13 protein-coding genes are annotated in these 15,321 nt (G+C 60.5%); 6 read left to right on the forward strand and 7 right to left on the reverse strand.

The features are described from left to right. Positions 1-114: 114 nt before the first annotated feature. The gene (bglX, locus tag LJX92_RS07135) at positions 115-2,406 is read right to left on the reverse strand and encodes a beta-glucosidase BglX (protein ID WP_032877304.1); all 2,292 of its coding nucleotides are present in this window, start codon (positions 2,404-2,406) and stop codon (positions 115-117) included. 241 nt (positions 2,407-2,647) lie between these two features. Here bglX and LJX92_RS07140 point away from each other — a divergent pair, with 241 nt between their 5' ends. The 4 genes from LJX92_RS07140 (at position 2,648) to LJX92_RS07155 (ending at position 6,094) form a co-directional block, all read left to right on the forward strand. Next, positions 2,648-3,259 (forward strand): LemA family protein, encoded by a 612-nt coding sequence (locus LJX92_RS07140; RefSeq protein ID WP_032877303.1) that lies wholly within the window; start codon positions 2,648-2,650, stop codon positions 3,257-3,259. Positions 3,260-3,277: 18 nt separating this feature from the next. Continuing rightward, a complete protein-coding gene (locus LJX92_RS07145) occupies positions 3,278-4,006 on the forward strand; it encodes a TPM domain-containing protein (RefSeq protein WP_148852390.1) in 729 nt (242 codons plus the stop codon). A 31-nt stretch (positions 4,007-4,037) separates the two neighbouring features. Next, positions 4,038-4,655 (forward strand): TPM domain-containing protein, encoded by a 618-nt coding sequence (locus tag LJX92_RS07150; protein WP_005785935.1) that lies wholly within the window; start codon positions 4,038-4,040, stop codon positions 4,653-4,655. A gap of 221 nt (positions 4,656-4,876) precedes the next feature. Beyond that, positions 4,877-6,094 carry a class I SAM-dependent methyltransferase gene (locus tag LJX92_RS07155; protein WP_032877301.1) on the forward strand — a complete coding sequence of 406 codons (1,218 nt, stop codon included), beginning with the start codon at positions 4,877-4,879 and terminating at the stop codon, positions 6,092-6,094. A 105-nt stretch (positions 6,095-6,199) separates the two neighbouring features. Here LJX92_RS07155 and LJX92_RS07160 read toward each other — a convergent pair whose 3' ends face one another. From LJX92_RS07160 to LJX92_RS07180, 5 genes are all read right to left on the reverse strand, one after another. After that, positions 6,200-8,758: a TonB-dependent receptor gene (locus tag LJX92_RS07160; RefSeq protein WP_228309501.1), complete on the reverse strand. Its 2,559-nt coding sequence runs from the start codon at positions 8,756-8,758 to the stop codon at positions 6,200-6,202. A gap of 127 nt (positions 8,759-8,885) precedes the next feature. Beyond that, positions 8,886-9,854, reverse strand: coding sequence for a FecR family protein (locus LJX92_RS07165; protein ID WP_228309502.1), 969 nt, complete (start codon positions 9,852-9,854; stop codon positions 8,886-8,888). Then, a complete protein-coding gene (locus tag LJX92_RS07170; RefSeq protein ID WP_032877298.1) occupies positions 9,851-10,390 on the reverse strand; it encodes an RNA polymerase sigma factor in 540 nt (179 codons plus the stop codon). Before LJX92_RS07170 ends, LJX92_RS07165 begins: the two co-directional genes overlap by 4 nt. Before the next feature lie 137 nt (positions 10,391-10,527). Next, positions 10,528-11,400, reverse strand: a complete 873-nt coding sequence (locus tag LJX92_RS07175) for a dihydrodipicolinate synthase family protein (protein WP_228309503.1) — start codon at positions 11,398-11,400, stop codon at positions 10,528-10,530. 29 nt (positions 11,401-11,429) lie between these two features. After that, entirely contained in the window at positions 11,430-12,212 is a 783-nt protein-coding gene (locus LJX92_RS07180; protein ID WP_005785944.1) for an aldolase, read from the reverse strand. Between the two features lie 160 nt (positions 12,213-12,372). Here LJX92_RS07180 and LJX92_RS07185 point away from each other — a divergent pair, with 160 nt between their 5' ends. Beyond that, the gene (locus tag LJX92_RS07185; RefSeq protein ID WP_005785945.1) at positions 12,373-12,900 is read left to right on the forward strand and encodes a helix-turn-helix domain-containing protein; all 528 of its coding nucleotides are present in this window, start codon (positions 12,373-12,375) and stop codon (positions 12,898-12,900) included. 125 nt (positions 12,901-13,025) lie between these two features. Here the strand turns inward: LJX92_RS07185 and LJX92_RS07190 are convergent, their stop codons facing one another. Continuing rightward, positions 13,026-14,042, reverse strand: a complete 1,017-nt coding sequence (locus LJX92_RS07190; protein ID WP_078820522.1) for a DUF4917 family protein — start codon at positions 14,040-14,042, stop codon at positions 13,026-13,028. Between the two features lie 123 nt (positions 14,043-14,165). Here LJX92_RS07190 and yiaY point away from each other — a divergent pair, with 123 nt between their 5' ends. Next, complete coding sequence (gene yiaY, locus LJX92_RS07195) at positions 14,166-15,314, forward strand: L-threonine dehydrogenase (RefSeq protein ID WP_078820523.1); 1,149 nt, start codon at positions 14,166-14,168, stop codon at positions 15,312-15,314. Positions 15,315-15,321 lie beyond the last annotated feature (7 nt).

The following is a 15,321-nucleotide window of genomic DNA, read 5'->3' on the forward strand; positions in this document are numbered from 1 at the left end:
TCAAATGTGGGAGGGGGCTTGCTCCCGATGGCGGTGTTTCAGTTAACAGATTCATTGACTGACCCACTGCTATCGGGAGCAAGCCCCCTCCCACATTTTTGACCGCGTCAGGCGTTAGAGCAGTTCAAAGGTCTGCTGCTGCACATCCTGGGAATCCAGCCCGATCTGCACATTGAACTCACCCGGTTCCGCCGCGAACTTGAGCTGGGCGTTGTAGAACTTCAAGTCGTCCTCGGTGATGGTGAAATGCAGCGTGCGCGCTTCGCCGGCCTTGAGCATGACCTTCTGGAAGTTCTTCAGCTCCTTGATCGGGCGGATCATCGAGCCGGCCACATCCTGGATATACAACTGCACCACGGTTTCGCCATCGACCTTGCCGGTGTTCTTCACGGTGACGCTGGCGTCGAGCTTGCCGGTCTTGTTCAGGGTGGTGGACGACAGTGCCATGTCCGACAGGCTGAACTGGGTGTAGCTCAGGCCATAGCCAAATGGAAACAGGGGACCTGTGGTGTCATCGAAGTACTGCGAGGTGTAGTTGCCCGGCTTGCCTGGGGTGAACGGCCGGCCAATGGTCAGGTGGTTGTAGTAGGTGGGAATCTGCCCTACCGAACGCGGGAAGGTGATCGGCAGCTTGCCCGACGGGTTGTAGTCCCCGAACAGCACGTCGGCGATGGCGTTGCCGCCTTCGGTACCTGCGAACCAGGTTTCCAGGATCGCGTCAGCCTGTTGGTTCTCTTCGAGAATCGACAGCGGGCGGCCGTTCATCAGCACCAGCACCAACGGCTTGCCGGTCGCCTTGAGGGCCTTGATCAGGTCGCGCTGGCTTTGCGGGATGTTCAGGTCGGTACGGCTCGACGACTCGTGGGACATGCCACGGGATTCGCCCACGGCCGCGACGATGACGTCGGCGTTCTTCGCCGCTTTCACCGCTTCGTCGATCAATACTTGGGCAGGGCGTGGGTCATCCACCACTTCCGGAGCATCGAAGTTGAGGAAGTTGAGGTAGTCGAGCACCGCCTTGTCGCCGGTGATGTTGGCACCGCGGGCATAGATCACTTTGCCCTTTTCGCCGATCACGGCGTTCATGCCGTCGAGCAGGGTCACTGATTGCGCAGGTCGGCCGGCAGCCGCCCAACTGCCCATCATGTCGATCGGCGCCTTGGCCAGCGGGCCGACCAGGGCGATGGTCGCGGATTTTTTCAGCGGCAGGGTGTCGTTGTGGTTTTTCAGCAACACCAGGCTACGGCGCGCAATGTCGCGGGCCTCGGCGCGGTGCAGGCGGCTGTCGGCGTAGGTGTCGACCGGGTCATCCTCGGCCTTGCCGATGCGCAGGTACGGGTCCTTGAACAGGCCCATGTCGTACTTGGCGCCGAGCACTTCGCGCACGGCATTGTCGATGTCGCTCTGTTCGATCTCGCCGGACTTGAGCAGGCCGGGCAATTCCTTGCCGTACAGCGAGTCGTTCATGCTCATGTCGATGCCGGCCTTGATCGCCAGCTTGGCGGCTTCGCGCCCGTCCTTGGCCACGCCGTGCTTGATCAACTCGAAGATCGCGCCGTGGTCGCTGACGGTCAGGCCCTTGAAGCCCCAGTCCTTGCGCAGCAGGTCGTTCATCAGCCAGGTGTTGGCGGTGGCGGGCACGCCGTTGATCGAGTTCAACGCGACCATCACGCCGCCGGAACCGGCCTTGATCGCCGCGTGGTAGGGCGGCAGGTAGTCCTGGTACATCTTGACCGGGCTCATGTCGACCACGTTGTAGTCGCGCCCGCCTTCCACCGCGCCATACAGGGCGAAGTGCTTGACGCTGGCCATCAGGCTGTCGGCATTCGCCGGGCTTGCGCCCTGGAACGCCTTGACCATGACTTCGGCAATCCGCGAGACCAGGTAGGTGTCTTCGCCGAAACCTTCGGAGGTACGGCCCCAGCGCGGGTCGCGGGAGATATCGACCATCGGCGCGAAGGTGATGTCGAGGCTGTCGGCAGCGGCTTCCTGGGCGGCGATGCGCCCGGAGCGGCCGATGGCGTCCATGTCCCAGCTGGAGGCCAGGGCCAGGCTGATCGGGAAAATGGTGCGGTGGCCGTGGATCACGTCATAGGCGAAGAACATCGGGATCTTCAAGCGACTGCGCATGGCCGCGTCCTGCATCGGACGGTTTTCCGGGCGAGTGATGGAGTTGAAGGTGCCACCGATGCGGCCAGCGGCGATTTCCTTGCGGATCATCTCGCGGGGCATTTCCGGGCCGATGCTGATCAGGCGCAATTGGCCGATCTTTTCGTCCAGGGTCATTTGCTTGAGCAGGTCGCTGACGAAGGCGTCCTTGTCTTTAAGCGCAGCAGGCTTTGTTTCTGCCCAGACGGGGTGGGTGGCCAGCGTGGCAACAAGGCCGAGCAAACACAGCTTTTTCATGAATATCCTTTTTCGGCTACTGCGCAGCATTAAACGCATGCTGTCGGCCAAAATGTGGGGAACGTCTATTGTTGTTCGGGTGTTGTTCAGATAAATGCAGCACACTCTGAACTCTTTTTCGCGCTGGGCATCTTTGTAGCTGATTGGCTCGATGCATTCCAGTGGTGGCGGATTATGCCCCAAGCGCGTGGTTTATAGGGTTAGTCGTCAAATTCCATCAAGATTGGGCAGGAGAAACACCATGCAAGCAGCACAGACTTACCGTTGGGGCTTCAAGGCCGCGGCTTTGCTATTGATCAGCACCGTACTGAGCGGTTGCGGCATCAATAACATCCCGACCCTGGACGAACAGGCCAAGGCGGCCTGGGGCCAGGTGCAGAACCAGTATCAACGCCGCGCCGACCTGATCCCCAACCTGGTGGAAACGGTGAAGGCCTATGCCGCCCACGAACAGGAGACCCTCACCGCCGTGATCGAAGCGCGGGCCAAGGCCACCTCGATCCAGGTGGACGCCAGCACCCTCGACAACCCGGAAAAACTCAAGCAGTTCCAGCAAGCCCAGGATGGCTTGAGCGGCGCACTCAGCCGTTTGATGGTAGTGTCCGAGCGTTACCCGGACCTCAAGGCCAACCAGAACTTCCTGGCCTTGCAATCCCAGCTTGAAGGCACCGAGAACCGTATCGCCGTGGCCCGTCGTGATTTCATCCAGACCGTGCAGGCGTACAACACCGAAATCCGTACTTTCCCGGGCCGTCTGTGGCATAGCGTGATGTACAGCGACTTGCCGATCCGCGCCACGTTTGAAGCCACCAGCGCCGATGCCGACAAGGCGCCGCAGGTGAAATTCAAATAACGCTGCCTTGAGGTGTCGATGCGTTTATTACGGATAGGCCTGGCATTCTGGCTACTGGCCTGCATGGGCATGGCCCAGGCGGCCCTGACCTTCCCGGCACTGACCGGGCGGGTGGTGGACAACGCCCAGATGATCGACCCGGCAACGCGCCAGCAGCTCACTCAACAGCTGCAGGCGCTGGAGCAGACCTCCGGTGACCAGCTTGTGGTGGTCACCGTGCCCGACCTGCAGGGCGTTCCGATTGAAGACTACGGTTATCAATTGGGGCGCGCATGGGGCATCGGTCAGAAGGGCAAGGACAACGGCGCGCTGTTGATCGTTGCCCGTGATGAGCGCCAATTGCGCATCGAAGTCGGTTACGGCCTGGAAGGCGTGCTGACGGATGCGCAGTCCTGGGTGATCATCAACCAGGTGATCCTGCCCAAGTTCAAGACCGGCAATTTCAGCCAGGGCATCAGCGACGGCGTGGCGGCGATGATCCAGGTGGTGGGCGGTGAACCCCTGGCGGTGCCCGCCCATGTGGCGGATGCGAATTTCGCCAAGGATAATCCCGGGTTTTCCATCGGCCTGTTTATCCTGCTGATCGGCGTGTTGTGGCTGTGCAATCGCATGGGCTTGCCGGTAGGCGCTATCCTGCTGGCCATTCTCAGCAGCAGCGGCCGCGGTGGTAGTGGGGGCGGCGGTGGCGGTGGTTTCCGTGGCGGCGGTGGTGGCTTCGGCGGTGGCGGGGCTTCGGGCGGCTGGTAATGACAATAACGAGAAAAGAGCATCTACAACCATGGCATTACTGACTGAACATGAGCAGCGCCAAGTCGCCGAAGCAATTGCCCGGGTCGAAAAAAACACCGACGCAGAGCTGGTGACCGTGCTGGCGGCGCGTGCCGACGACTACGCCTACATCCCGTTGCTGTGGGCCAGCCTGATCGCGTTGGTGGTACCGGGCGTGGTGCATTATTTGTCGGGCTACCTGACCATGTACACCTTGCTGTTGGCGCAATGGGCGACGTTTATTGTGTTGTGCCTGGTGTTTCGCTTGCCCAAGGTCACCACCCGCCTGATTCCTCGCTCCGTACGCCACTGGCGCGCCTCTAACCTGGCGCGTCGGCAGTTTCTGGAGCAGAACCTGCATCACACGTTGGGCAGCACTGGCGTGCTGATATTTGTCAGCGAGGCGGAACGCTACGTGGAGATCCTCGTCGATGACGGCATTTCCAAACGCCTGGATGACAGCAGTTGGGACGCCATCGTTAAGACGTTCACCCAGCAGGTGAAACAGGGGCAGACGCTGGCCGGGTTTATTGCGTGCATCGAGGCGTGCGGCGAGTTGCTCAAGGTGCATGTGCCAGTGACGCAAACGCGCAATGAGCTACCCAATCGCCTGGTGGTACTCGAATAACCCGGCCAACTCAGTTGCAAATGTGGGAGGGGGCTTGCTCCCGATGGCGGTGCACCAGTCAATGAATCTGTTGGCTGATCCACCTATATCGGGGGCAAGCCCCCTCCCACATTTGGATCTACTGTGGCTGCTGGAACTGACCGTTGATCAAATAACCCCGTGCCCTGAACCCCTATCCCCCCTAAAATGCCCGGCATTCTTTGCCCGAGGCGTTTTTGTTCATGTCCGTCACCGCTCAACCCGCCAACCCTGCGCCGGATCATCACGCCCAGTTCATCCAATTGCTGAGCGCAAGCCTTGCGCAAAACGCCTTTATCAAGCTGGTGCTGGCCAAGTACGTCGGTGAGGAAGCCGAGCTGCAACGGCTGATCATCAAGCCGGTCACCGTCAAAGACCAGCCGTGCCTGTCCTTCGTGTACCGCTACAAGACCCGCGACATCACCAAGAATTTCCCCTCGGCCGACGGCGTGGCGGTGATTGCCGAGCTGTTGCCTGCGTCATTCAAGAACGCGCACTTGCTGTCGCTGACTGACGAAGCCCAGCTGGAATACAGCAAGAAGAACAAAAGCTCGCTGTTCAAAAGCAAACCGCAACAACTGCGCGAAGCACCGTCGGCCGAGCATAACCGTGAGAAGAACCGCTACCTCGACCTGAGCCGGCCGTTTCTCGCCGATCTTGGGGTGACCGATGCCAGGCAGGCACTGATTCCATCGATGTCGCGCAAGTGGAAGCAGATCAACAAGTTCATCGAAGTGTTCAGCCATGCGCTGACGTCGTCGCCGTTGAAACTCGACCAACCGGTGCGCGTTGCCGATTTTGGCTCGGGCAAGGGCTACCTGACCTTCGCCATCCATGATTACCTGCGCAATACCCTCAAGGCCGAGGGCGAGGTTACCGGTGTTGAATTGCGCCAAGACATGGTCACCCTGTGCAACAGTGCTGCCGCGCGCCTGGAGCACCCGGGGCTGGTGTTCAAGTGCGGGGACGTACGCAGTGTGGCGCCGAGCGAGCTGGACGTGATGATCGCCCTGCATGCCTGCGACATCGCCACCGATTACGCGATCCATACCGGCATCCGCTCCGGCGCGTCGATCATCATGTGCTCGCCATGCTGCCACAAGCAGATCCGCCTGCAGATCCAGAGCCCGGCGCTGCTCAAGCCGATGCTGCAATACGGCCTGCACCTGGGCCAGCAGGCAGAAATGGTCACCGACAGCTTGCGTGCGTTGTTCCTGGAAGCCTGTGGCTACGAGACCAAGGTGTTCGAGTTCATCTCGTTGGAACATACCAACAAGAACAAGATGATTCTTGCGGTCAAGCGTGCGCAGCCTTTGGACAACGCGCAGTTGCTGGTGAAAATCCAGGAGCTCAAGGCGTTCTACCACATCACTGAGCACTGCCTGGAAACCCTGTTGCGCGGGGATGGCTACCTGGCCTGAAGTGAGCGCGTTCCCTGTGGGCGCTGGCTTGCCTGCGATGACGATGGTGGCTGTACCACGGCTATCGCAGGCAAGCCAGCTCCTACATTTGGAATGCGTGTGTGGTCAGAAGAATCGCGTCACGCTGATCTTCGCATCGCGCCCCTTGGTATAGGCGCGGTCGCCGCTCAACGCCGGGCGGAAGTTTTCGTTGAACAGGTTGTCCACCGTGAAGTTCACCTCGGTGCCTTTGAGGTAAGCCTGCTGCGGTTTCCATTTGGCGAACAGGCCCTGGGTGTTGTAACGCTTGTTGCCGTACTGGTCGAAGAACCGGTCGCCCACGCCGGAGCCCGGGCCACCGGAGTATTTGTCGCTGGGCAAGCGGTCGGTAGCGCCGATGAATTGACCCATCCAGCCCACCTGGGCATCCCAGGCCGGGATGTTGGTGCCCAGTACCAGCACCCATTTGGTCGGCGGGATATCCCGCGCCGCCACATCCGGGCCCCAGGGGTTGGTGTAGGCGCCCTGGTGCTGGCCCTTGGCATAGGCAAACGATACCGAACCAAACAGGTAGGTGGAGTTATAGATCGATTCGAGTTCGACACCCTTGATGGTCATGCCACCGATATTGCGATAGTTGGACATCGGTCCCGGCGGGCACGCTGAGGAGATGCTGCCGCCGTTGATGGCCTGGTTCTGGCAGCCCACGCCGGTGGCCTTGAAGATTTCGTCTTCGATCTTGTTGTGGAACAGGGTAGTGCGCAGTTGCAGGTTATCGTCCTGGACCAACAGGTTGTCGAAGTTGGTGATGTTGCCCAGGGTGATCGAGGTGATGCGCTCCGGGTCCAGGTCCACGCTGGTCGCGGTGCGGCTGCCCAGGCCCTGTACTTCATATTGTTCGTCGATCACCGGGGCGCGCCAGGTCTGGCTCCAGTTGGCGAACAACCCCACATTCGGCGTCACGGTCCAGAACAGCGCCAGGCGTGGCGACCAGCCGGTGTAGGTGCGGTCGCTGTAATCGTGGCCAACCGCGGGGTCGGGGTTGTTGTAGTAGGGCGCATCGTTGCCCTCGCCGCGATTGCGCACGTGGTCATAGCGCAGCGACGGCGTGATCGTCACATCGCCGAGGGTTACCGCGTCCTGGATAAAGAAGCTGTTGGTATCGACCTTGCCTTGGGGCATGAAGCCCGGCTGGAAGTGCCCATAGTTGTAGCGCGGCGTGTTGTAGGTGGTGCCGGGCATCCACATTTCGGTTTCGCGGATGTGCTTGCGGATCTGCCCGCCGACGGTCACCGCATGCTGCAAGGGCCCGGTGTCGAACAAGCTGACGTTGCGGATGTCGAGGTTTTTGTCGGTGTAGGCGGTGTCCATCTTGCGCCCGCCGGTAGCCAGTTGGAAAAACGCGGTGGCGTCACGCTCGTCGGTCTGTTCGGTATTGGAATGGGAATATTTGACGGTGAGGTCCACCAGCGGGTTATCCAGCGGCTGGTAGTGATACTTGCCCGACCACGTGGTATCGACCGTATCGCGGTGCGCGAGGAAGCGCTTCAAGGCCCCTTCGTAGCCGTAGCGGTCGATGTTGAACTGGGTAGGCGGCGTCGGGTAGCTCGCGGCGGAAAACGGTGTCCAGCGGTTGCTGTGAGAACGCGAGTACGACAGGCCGACACTCTGCTCATCGGTGAAGTACGCGTTGACCTTGAACAACTTGCCGTCCACATCCTGCGCGCTGTTGGGCAAGCGCTGGGGGTTGATCGGGTACTCGTTGTTGTCGTTGGGCAACTTGGCGGCCACCTTCATATCGCCGCCGTCGCGTTGGGTCAGGTAGGCCAGGGCGTCGAAACGGCCATCGTCGGTGCGGCCATACACGGCACCGCTGTAGACCTGTTCATGATCATTGCTGGAGTAGCCGTATTTGAGCATCGCGCCGCTGTTGCGACCGTCCTGGAGCAGGTCCGGGGCGTCCTTGGTGATCATGTTGACGGTGCCGCCGAAGCCGCCATTGCCGGTGAACGGCGAGTTGGGGCCTTTTTCCACTTCGATGCGCTTGATCAGCTCGGGTTCGATAAACACTGTGCCTTGCTGGTAGCGCTCAAAGCCGGTCTTGGTGGCGCCGTCCACGGTCAACGGCACGTCTTCGGCATCGCCGAAACCACGGATGTTGATGGTCTGCCCGCCAGGTTTGAGCGAGCCGCCCTGGCTGACGCCGGGCAGGGTCTGCAACAGGCTGGGAATGTTATTGGACTGGTAGCGGTCGATATCGGCCTGGGTCAGGGTGGAGCGGCTGACGGTGCTGGCGTTCACTTCGTTGCCGGTGCCGATCACGCTCAGCGTGTCCAGCTGGATCGCGGCGCTGCTGGTGGCCTTGCCCTCATCGGGGCGCACTACGTAGGTGCTGCCGACCTTGATCAGGGTGAACTCGCCGTTTTTCAGCAGGGAGCGAATCGCTACTTCCGCGGTGTAGTCACCGTCGAGCGCCGGCGCTTTCAGGTTTTTGAGCAGGCTTTCATCGAACAGCAGCTGGATTTTCGCCTGCTGTGCCACCTGGCTCAGGGACGTGGCCAGTGACTGGGCCGGCAGGTGCAGGGTGAACGACTCGGCCTGGGCGTTGAGGCTGAAGGCCAGGCACGTGGCCAGGAGCGTGGGTCGAAGAAACAGGTGCGAAGCGTGGCAAGGCGCGCGAAACATGAAATCCCCCGGAGCGGCTAAATAGCCAAAAAGGTGTGCGTATCAAACACGGACAGGAGGAAGACGGGGCAGACCAAAAAAACCACACATGCGAATGCAAAATATTCTCATGTGGGCAGTATGCAGGCTATTTGCTCGGCTCGATTTTCACACTGCCATCGGCCAAGACCACGGTTTTTACCGGCAACAGGGCGGGCAAGGCGTTGAGCAGGGCATCGGGGTCATTCACATCCAGGTTGCCCGACACCTTGAGTTGCGCCACGGCCTTGCTGACCTGCAACGGCGCCTGGGGACGGTACAGGCTCAGCTCGTCGAGCAGGCTGGCCAGTTCGCGATTGCGAAACGATAAATGCCCGCTGCGCCAATCGGCCACTTCTTCAGCGCTGAGGGTTTGTTGTTGCAGGGTGCCTTTGGCGTAGCTGTAAGCGGCACGTTGCCGGGCGCCGAGCAGGGTGGTGGGGCTTTTGCTGTCCGGCTCGAACGCCACCTGGCCATGGGCAACGCTCACCACCAGTTGCTGCTGGCCGCGGCGCACGTCAAAACCAGTGCCCACCACCCGTATGATCGACTCGCCGGCTTGCACGTAGAGTGGCCGCTCCTTGTCGGCCGCCACTTCGATATACAGCTGGCCTTTGTCCAGATGCAGGACACGTTGATGGGCGCTGAAGTCCACGCGGATGCGGGTGTTGGCATTCACGTACAGGGTGCTGCCATCGGGCAGGTTCAAGGTACGCATACCTTTGGCATGAGCGGCGACCTGGGTGTGATACAGCTCGCGGGGCGCGCCGATGTGGGTCGCCAACACGGCGCACAGCACGGCAGCGGCCACCGCAAGGGCTGGGCGCCAGAGGGGGCGTTTGCGTTTGGCCAGCGGCAGCGGTTTGTTCAGTTGTTGCAACTGGGCCAGGTCGGCCCACAGCTGTTCGAATTCGGCATAGGCACGCGCATGGGCCGGCACCGCCTGCCAGGCGGCAAAGGCTTTGCGGTCGGCACGGCTGGCAGCGTTGCGGTTGCGTGCAAACCAACTGGCGGCCTGGGCGTCGATGGAGTCGCTCTCTTGGCTGTCCAGGGCGTCGATGTCGCTCAGGCGGTTCATTCTGGCTGCTCCGTGCCGGGGTCGGATTGAAGGCGTCGCTTGCAATGCAGCAGGGCCAAGGCAATGTGCTTTTCTACCATGCTGGTCGAAATGCCCATGCGTTCGGCGATCTGTGCCTGGCTCAAGCCTTCGAAGCGGTGCAGCATAAGGGCTTCTCGCCGGCGGGGCGAGAGTTCGGCGAGGACTTCTTTCAACTGTTCCAGGCGTTGCAGGCGCAGGGCGGCGGCCATGGGGTCGTGCTGTTCGTCGGTGACCGGCTCGGTATCCATTTCGGCGTGATCGGGATGGGCGGTGTGCCGTACCTTCTGTTTGCGCCAGTGATCGCGCAACAGATTGCGCGCCATCTGAAACAGAAACGCCCGGGGCTGCTCGACCTTGGCTCGGTCGCGGTAGCCCAGCCACTGGGTAAAGACATCCTGAGTCATGTCCGCCGCGTCGCTGGCGTTGTCCGTGCGTTTACGCAGGAAATACAGAATGTCTGCATAAAACCCGCGACAGGCATCGGCCGACGACGGGTCGGGCTTGGGACGAGACATGGATATCCTTCTTGACGAAGCACGAGGTGGAAAGGTCGTGAATGATATCGAGAATTATTGCTATTTGTCTCTATTTAAAGGCTGTACTCAATTCAACTGTGGGAGGGAGCAAGCCCCCTCCCACACAGGCCCTGAGTTTATTTCAGAAGTGTTTTGAGTTGCTCGATCCCCGCCTCACCCAGCGGGAACACCGGCAACCTGGGATCCCCCACCTCCAATCCAGTCAGGCGTAACCCGGCCTTGATCGTTGTCGGCAACCCGCCCTTGAGGATGAATTGCAGCAACGGCAACTGTCGGTAGAACAGCTCTCGCGCTTTATTCAAGTCATTGGCCAGCACTGCCTGATACAGGTCCAGATTGAGTTGGGGGATCAAGTTCGGCGCCGCGGTGCACCAGCCTTTGGCACCGGCCGCGAAGGCTTCCAGGGCCAGCGGGTTGCAGCCGTTGTAGAACGGCACGTCACTCTCCAGTTTTAACTGGTGCATGCGCTGGATGTCGCCCGTGCTCTCCTTGACCATGGTCACGTTGTCGACCTGCTTGAGGATGCGCAGGATCAACTCCACCGACATGTCGGTACCGCTGGTGGCCGGGTTGTTGTAGAGCATGATCGGCACGCCGATGCTGTCGCCGATTGCGGCGTAGTGGGCGAGGATTTGCGCTTCGCTGAGTTTCCAGTATGAGGCGGGCAGCACCATGACCACATCGGCACCGTGCGCCTCGGCATAGCGCGCACGGCGAACGGCCTTGGCGGTGGTCAGGTCGGACACGCTGACAATGGTCGGTACGCGTTTGGCGACTTTCTTGATGCTGTAGGCACTGACTTCGTCCCACTCGGCATCGCTCAGGTAAGCGCCTTCGCCGGTGCTGCCCAGCGGCGCGATAGCGTGGATGCCGCTGTCGATCAAGCGCTCGATAGAACGCCCGAGTGCGTCGAAGTCAACACGCTGGCCATCAGCACTGAACGGGGTGATGGTGTAGCCGATGATGCCGTGAATAGTTGGATTGGACATGGGAAAACTCCGGTCGAAAAAGGGGGCGATCAGTTCAGGCAATCGGCATGTTTACGCAGATTCTGCCGCGCGTAGTAATTGAACGCAGCGCCGTGGCGCTTGGGCTTGGAAATCCAGTCGTGGGCCTCGCGCCCCAGCTCTGGCAGGATCGGCTTGACGGTGCCCGCGGACATCGCCAGCAACTGCAACTTGGCCGCCCGCTCGATCAACTGCGCGATGACACAGGCTTCTTCGATGCTGGCCCCGGTGGACAACTGGCCGTGGTGCGAGAGCAGGATGGCGCGCTTGTCGCCCAGCGCCGTGGTGATGATTTCCCCCTCTTCATTGCCCACCGGCACGCCGGGCCAGGCCTCCAGGAACGCGCAATCTTCATACAGCGGGCAGAGGTCCATATGCGACACCTGCAACGGCACTTCCAGCATCGACAGCGCGGCAATGTGCGTGGGGTGTGTATGGATGATGCAGTTTACATCCGGGCGCCCGCGGTACACCCAGGTGTGAAAGCGGTTGGCCGGGTTGGGGATGCCATGACCTTCGAGCACTTCCAGGTCTTCGTTGACCAGCAGCAGGTTGCTGGCGGTGATTTCGTCAAAACCCAGGCCCAGTTGCTGAGTGTAGTAGGTGCCAGGCGCAGGCCCGCGTGCGGTAATTTGCCCGGCCAGGCCGGAGTCATGGCCGTGTTCGAACAGAATTCGGCAAGTCAGCGCCAGCTTTTGGCGCTCGGTCCACGTATTATCTGCCAGGCTGTTTTGCATCTGGCTCAGGGCTTGCTTGACCAGTTGGTCTTTTGGGAGTGCTAATGTCTTGGCCATATCGGTGTCCTTTGGGTAGTTCAATGGACGTCGGATTTGCTGCTCGCCCGCTGCTCGCAAGGTCGTTGGGTGACTGCAAATGACACTAAAGATGCTATATGACACCTTGTGTCATTAGCAAGCACGGCTCATCGCTTTCTGCATGGATTAACCGCAGCAAATGTCTATCCGTTTGAAATTACTGAGAAAAAAACTTGGCGTAACCCTGGAGGCCCTGGCCGAAAAATCCGGGATGACCAAGAGTTACCTGTCGAAAGTGGAGCGTGGGCTCAACACGCCGTCCATTGCCGCTGCGCTGAAACTGGCCAAGGCGCTGAACGTGAAAGTCGAAGAGCTGTTCAGCGAAGGCAACGTCAGCCTCGACAGCTACAGCCTGGTGCGCAGCCATGAACGGCCCGACACGTCACCGGGTTATGCGGTACTTGCCCATCAGGTGAGCGAGCGCAGCCTGTTGCCGTTCATCATCTACCCGCCGGCGGAGTTTACCGACAAGACCTTCAAGGAGCATTTGGGGGAAGAGTTTTTGTTCGTGCATGAAGGCCAGGTGGAAGTGGATTTCATGAGCGAGCGGGTGCTGTTGGAGCGCGGCGATGCGCTGCATTTCAATGCGCAGAAACCCCACCGGATTCGCTCGGTGGGAGAGGTGCAGGCGCAGTTGCTGGTGGTGGTGCACAGCGCTGAGGAATGACGCTGATCCCGATTTGAAATGCAATCAAATGTGGGAGCGGGCTTGCTCGCGAAAGCGCAGTGTCAGTCACTGAAAATGTTGACTGACCCACCGCATTCGCGAGCAAGCCCGCTCCCACATTTTGCTCAGTGTTCGACCGGGACTGAAAGCGCCGGATTACCCAGCGGATGCGTGCGCGCCGCGAAGAATTCAAGCTGCGCTCCTGTCCCTTCAAACAGCTGCGAATACCGCTGCTTCTGCTGACGAATAAAGCCATCAGTGCGCCCCGACACCGAGATCGCCAGGGTGGTGATACCGGCCTGGCGAATCGCATCCGCCAGGTGTTTATCCTGCGGCCCCAAGTCATGGCCGAAAATGCACAACGCGCCTTCATGGCTCAGCAACTGCTCATAACAGAACGACAGATAATCCGAACTGCGAATGCTCTTGAGCTTTTCTTCCACCTTGCCTTCACTGACGAACAGCGGCACATCGTCCAGCGTCTTGATCGTGTTGTTGATCGCGAAACTGCTGAGCAAGGTGCTGTCGGTGGACGGCAGTTTGCGCGCTGTGCCGTCAAGGTTGCGCACCAGATGCAGGCCGCCGTGCAGGTAGAGAATGCGCGTGGTGTCGGTGTGGGTATTGCGCAGGTCGAAGCTTGAATCGGCGCTGCGGAACAGGTCGTCGATCCCGGGCGTGTGCAGGATTGCCCAGTAGTTGAGCAAATCGTAGTTGCTGGTGAAGACGGTGGCGTAGCGTGCCAACTCATTGTTGATCGTTGCCAGGGTCGATGGCTGCACCAGGCGCCAGGGGATGTGTACGGTGTGAATGGTGTTGATCAACGCTTCCTTGATCGCGTAATAGCGATTACGCGGCGCCGCCGAACTGACCGCCAGGGCCTTGTTGACCCGGCTGGTGGTTTTCAAGGCGCCCAGGGCTTGCTCGAAACTGCGGGTTTGCAGGGCATCGAACACGCTGAGTTCGGATTGGCTCAGGGGTTTTTCTTCAACGGTGCGAGCGTTTTCAAACAGCGAGTCGTAGGCAAAGTCTTCCCAGATCGTGCGGCTGGCGCCGTTGCCGATCAGAATCCCGTTGAAGTCGATGGCGTCGCGCAGGGCGCTCCAGTCTTCAAGGTGGGCGTCAATATCCTGGAAATCCTTCATTGCGGCGGGTCTACTCGAAATCGGCTGGAGGGTGACTTTATCACGAGCTGAAGTTGATCCTGATCAAGATGCGCCATGCGGTACCGGTGGATTCTGTCGGCATAAAGCCTCTGAGGATCGACCATGAGCAGCACATTCTTCATCCCCGCCGTCAACATCATGGGCAGCGACTGCCTCGACGAAGCCATGACCGCCATTCGCGCCTACGGCTTTCGTAAAGCCTTGATCGTTACCGACGCCGGCCTGGCCAAGGCTGGCGTGGCCAGCATGATCGCCGAGAAGCTGGCGATGCAGGATATCGACTCGGTGATCTACGACGGCGCCAAGCCCAACCCCACGGTGGAAAACGTCGAGAAGGGGCTGGCGCTGTTGCAACAGACGGCCTGCGATTTCGTGGTGTCCCTGGGCGGCGGCTCGCCCCATGACTGCGCCAAGGGCATCGCCTTGTGCGCCACCAACGGTGGACGCATCGGCGACTATGAAGGCGTTGACCAGTCGAGCAAGCCGCAACTGCCACTGGTCGCCATCAACACCACCGCCGGCACTGCCAGCGAGATGACGCGGTTTTGCATCATCACCGACGAAACCCGTCACGTGAAAATGGCCATCGTCGATCGCAACGTCACGCCGCTGCTATCGGTCAACGACCCGGCGCTGATGGTCGGTATGCCCAAGGGCCTCACCGCCGCCACGGGGATGGATGCGCTGACCCACGCCATCGAAGCCTACGTGTCCACCGCCGCCACACCGATCACCGACGCCTGTGCGATCAAGGCCATCGAGCTGATCAGTGCCAACCTGCGCCTGGCGGTGCGCGACGGCAACGACATGGCCGCACGGGAAAACATGGCTTACGCGCAGTTCCTCGCCGGCATGGCATTCAACAACGCGTCCCTGGGATTTGTGCATGCCATGGCTCACCAACTGGGCGGTCTGTACGACTTGCCCCATGGCGTCTGCAACGCCGTGCTCCTGCCCCACGTACAAAGCTTCAATGCCAGCGTCAGTGCCAAGCGCCTGAGCGACGTGGCCCGCGCCCTCGGCGCGGACATCAAGGGCATCACCGTGGAGGAGGGCGCCCAGGCCGCCATTGCGGCAATCCGTCGGTTGTCCCAGGACGTGGAAATCCCCACCGGCCTGCGTGAGCTGGGTGCCAAGTTGCAGGACATCCCAGTGCTGGCCGCCAACGCGCTGAAGGACGCGTGCGGGCTGACCAACCCACGTCGGGCGGATCAGCGTCAGATTGAGGAGATATTTCGTAGCGCGTTTTGATAGGGCA

The organism is Pseudomonas sp. HN8-3 (assembly GCF_020790195.1).
In the GTDB taxonomy this organism is placed as follows: domain Bacteria; phylum Pseudomonadota; class Gammaproteobacteria; order Pseudomonadales; family Pseudomonadaceae; genus Aquipseudomonas; species Aquipseudomonas synxantha_A.

Bases quoted from the DNA above. Each gene is read 5' to 3' on its own strand.
- bglX (WP_032877304.1), bottom strand. From the start codon at position 2,406: ATGAAAAAGCTGTGTTTGCTCGGCCTTGTTGCCACGCTGGCCACCCAC.
- LJX92_RS07140 (WP_032877303.1), top strand. From the start codon at position 2,648: ATGCAAGCAGCACAGACTTACCGTTGGGGCTTCAAGGCCGCGGCTTTG.
- LJX92_RS07145 (WP_148852390.1), top strand. From the start codon at position 3,278: ATGCGTTTATTACGGATAGGCCTGGCATTCTGGCTACTGGCCTGCATG.
- LJX92_RS07150 (WP_005785935.1), top strand. From the start codon at position 4,038: ATGGCATTACTGACTGAACATGAGCAGCGCCAAGTCGCCGAAGCAATT.
- LJX92_RS07155 (WP_032877301.1), top strand. From the start codon at position 4,877: ATGTCCGTCACCGCTCAACCCGCCAACCCTGCGCCGGATCATCACGCC.
- LJX92_RS07160 (WP_228309501.1), bottom strand. From the start codon at position 8,758: ATGTTTCGCGCGCCTTGCCACGCTTCGCACCTGTTTCTTCGACCCACG.
- LJX92_RS07165 (WP_228309502.1), bottom strand. From the start codon at position 9,854: ATGAACCGCCTGAGCGACATCGACGCCCTGGACAGCCAAGAGAGCGAC.
- LJX92_RS07170 (WP_032877298.1), bottom strand. From the start codon at position 10,390: ATGTCTCGTCCCAAGCCCGACCCGTCGTCGGCCGATGCCTGTCGCGGG.
- LJX92_RS07175 (WP_228309503.1), bottom strand. From the start codon at position 11,400: ATGTCCAATCCAACTATTCACGGCATCATCGGCTACACCATCACCCCG.
- LJX92_RS07180 (WP_005785944.1), bottom strand. From the start codon at position 12,212: ATGGCCAAGACATTAGCACTCCCAAAAGACCAACTGGTCAAGCAAGCC.
- LJX92_RS07185 (WP_005785945.1), top strand. From the start codon at position 12,373: ATGTCTATCCGTTTGAAATTACTGAGAAAAAAACTTGGCGTAACCCTG.
- LJX92_RS07190 (WP_078820522.1), bottom strand. From the start codon at position 14,042: ATGAAGGATTTCCAGGATATTGACGCCCACCTTGAAGACTGGAGCGCC.
- yiaY (WP_078820523.1), top strand. From the start codon at position 14,166: ATGAGCAGCACATTCTTCATCCCCGCCGTCAACATCATGGGCAGCGAC.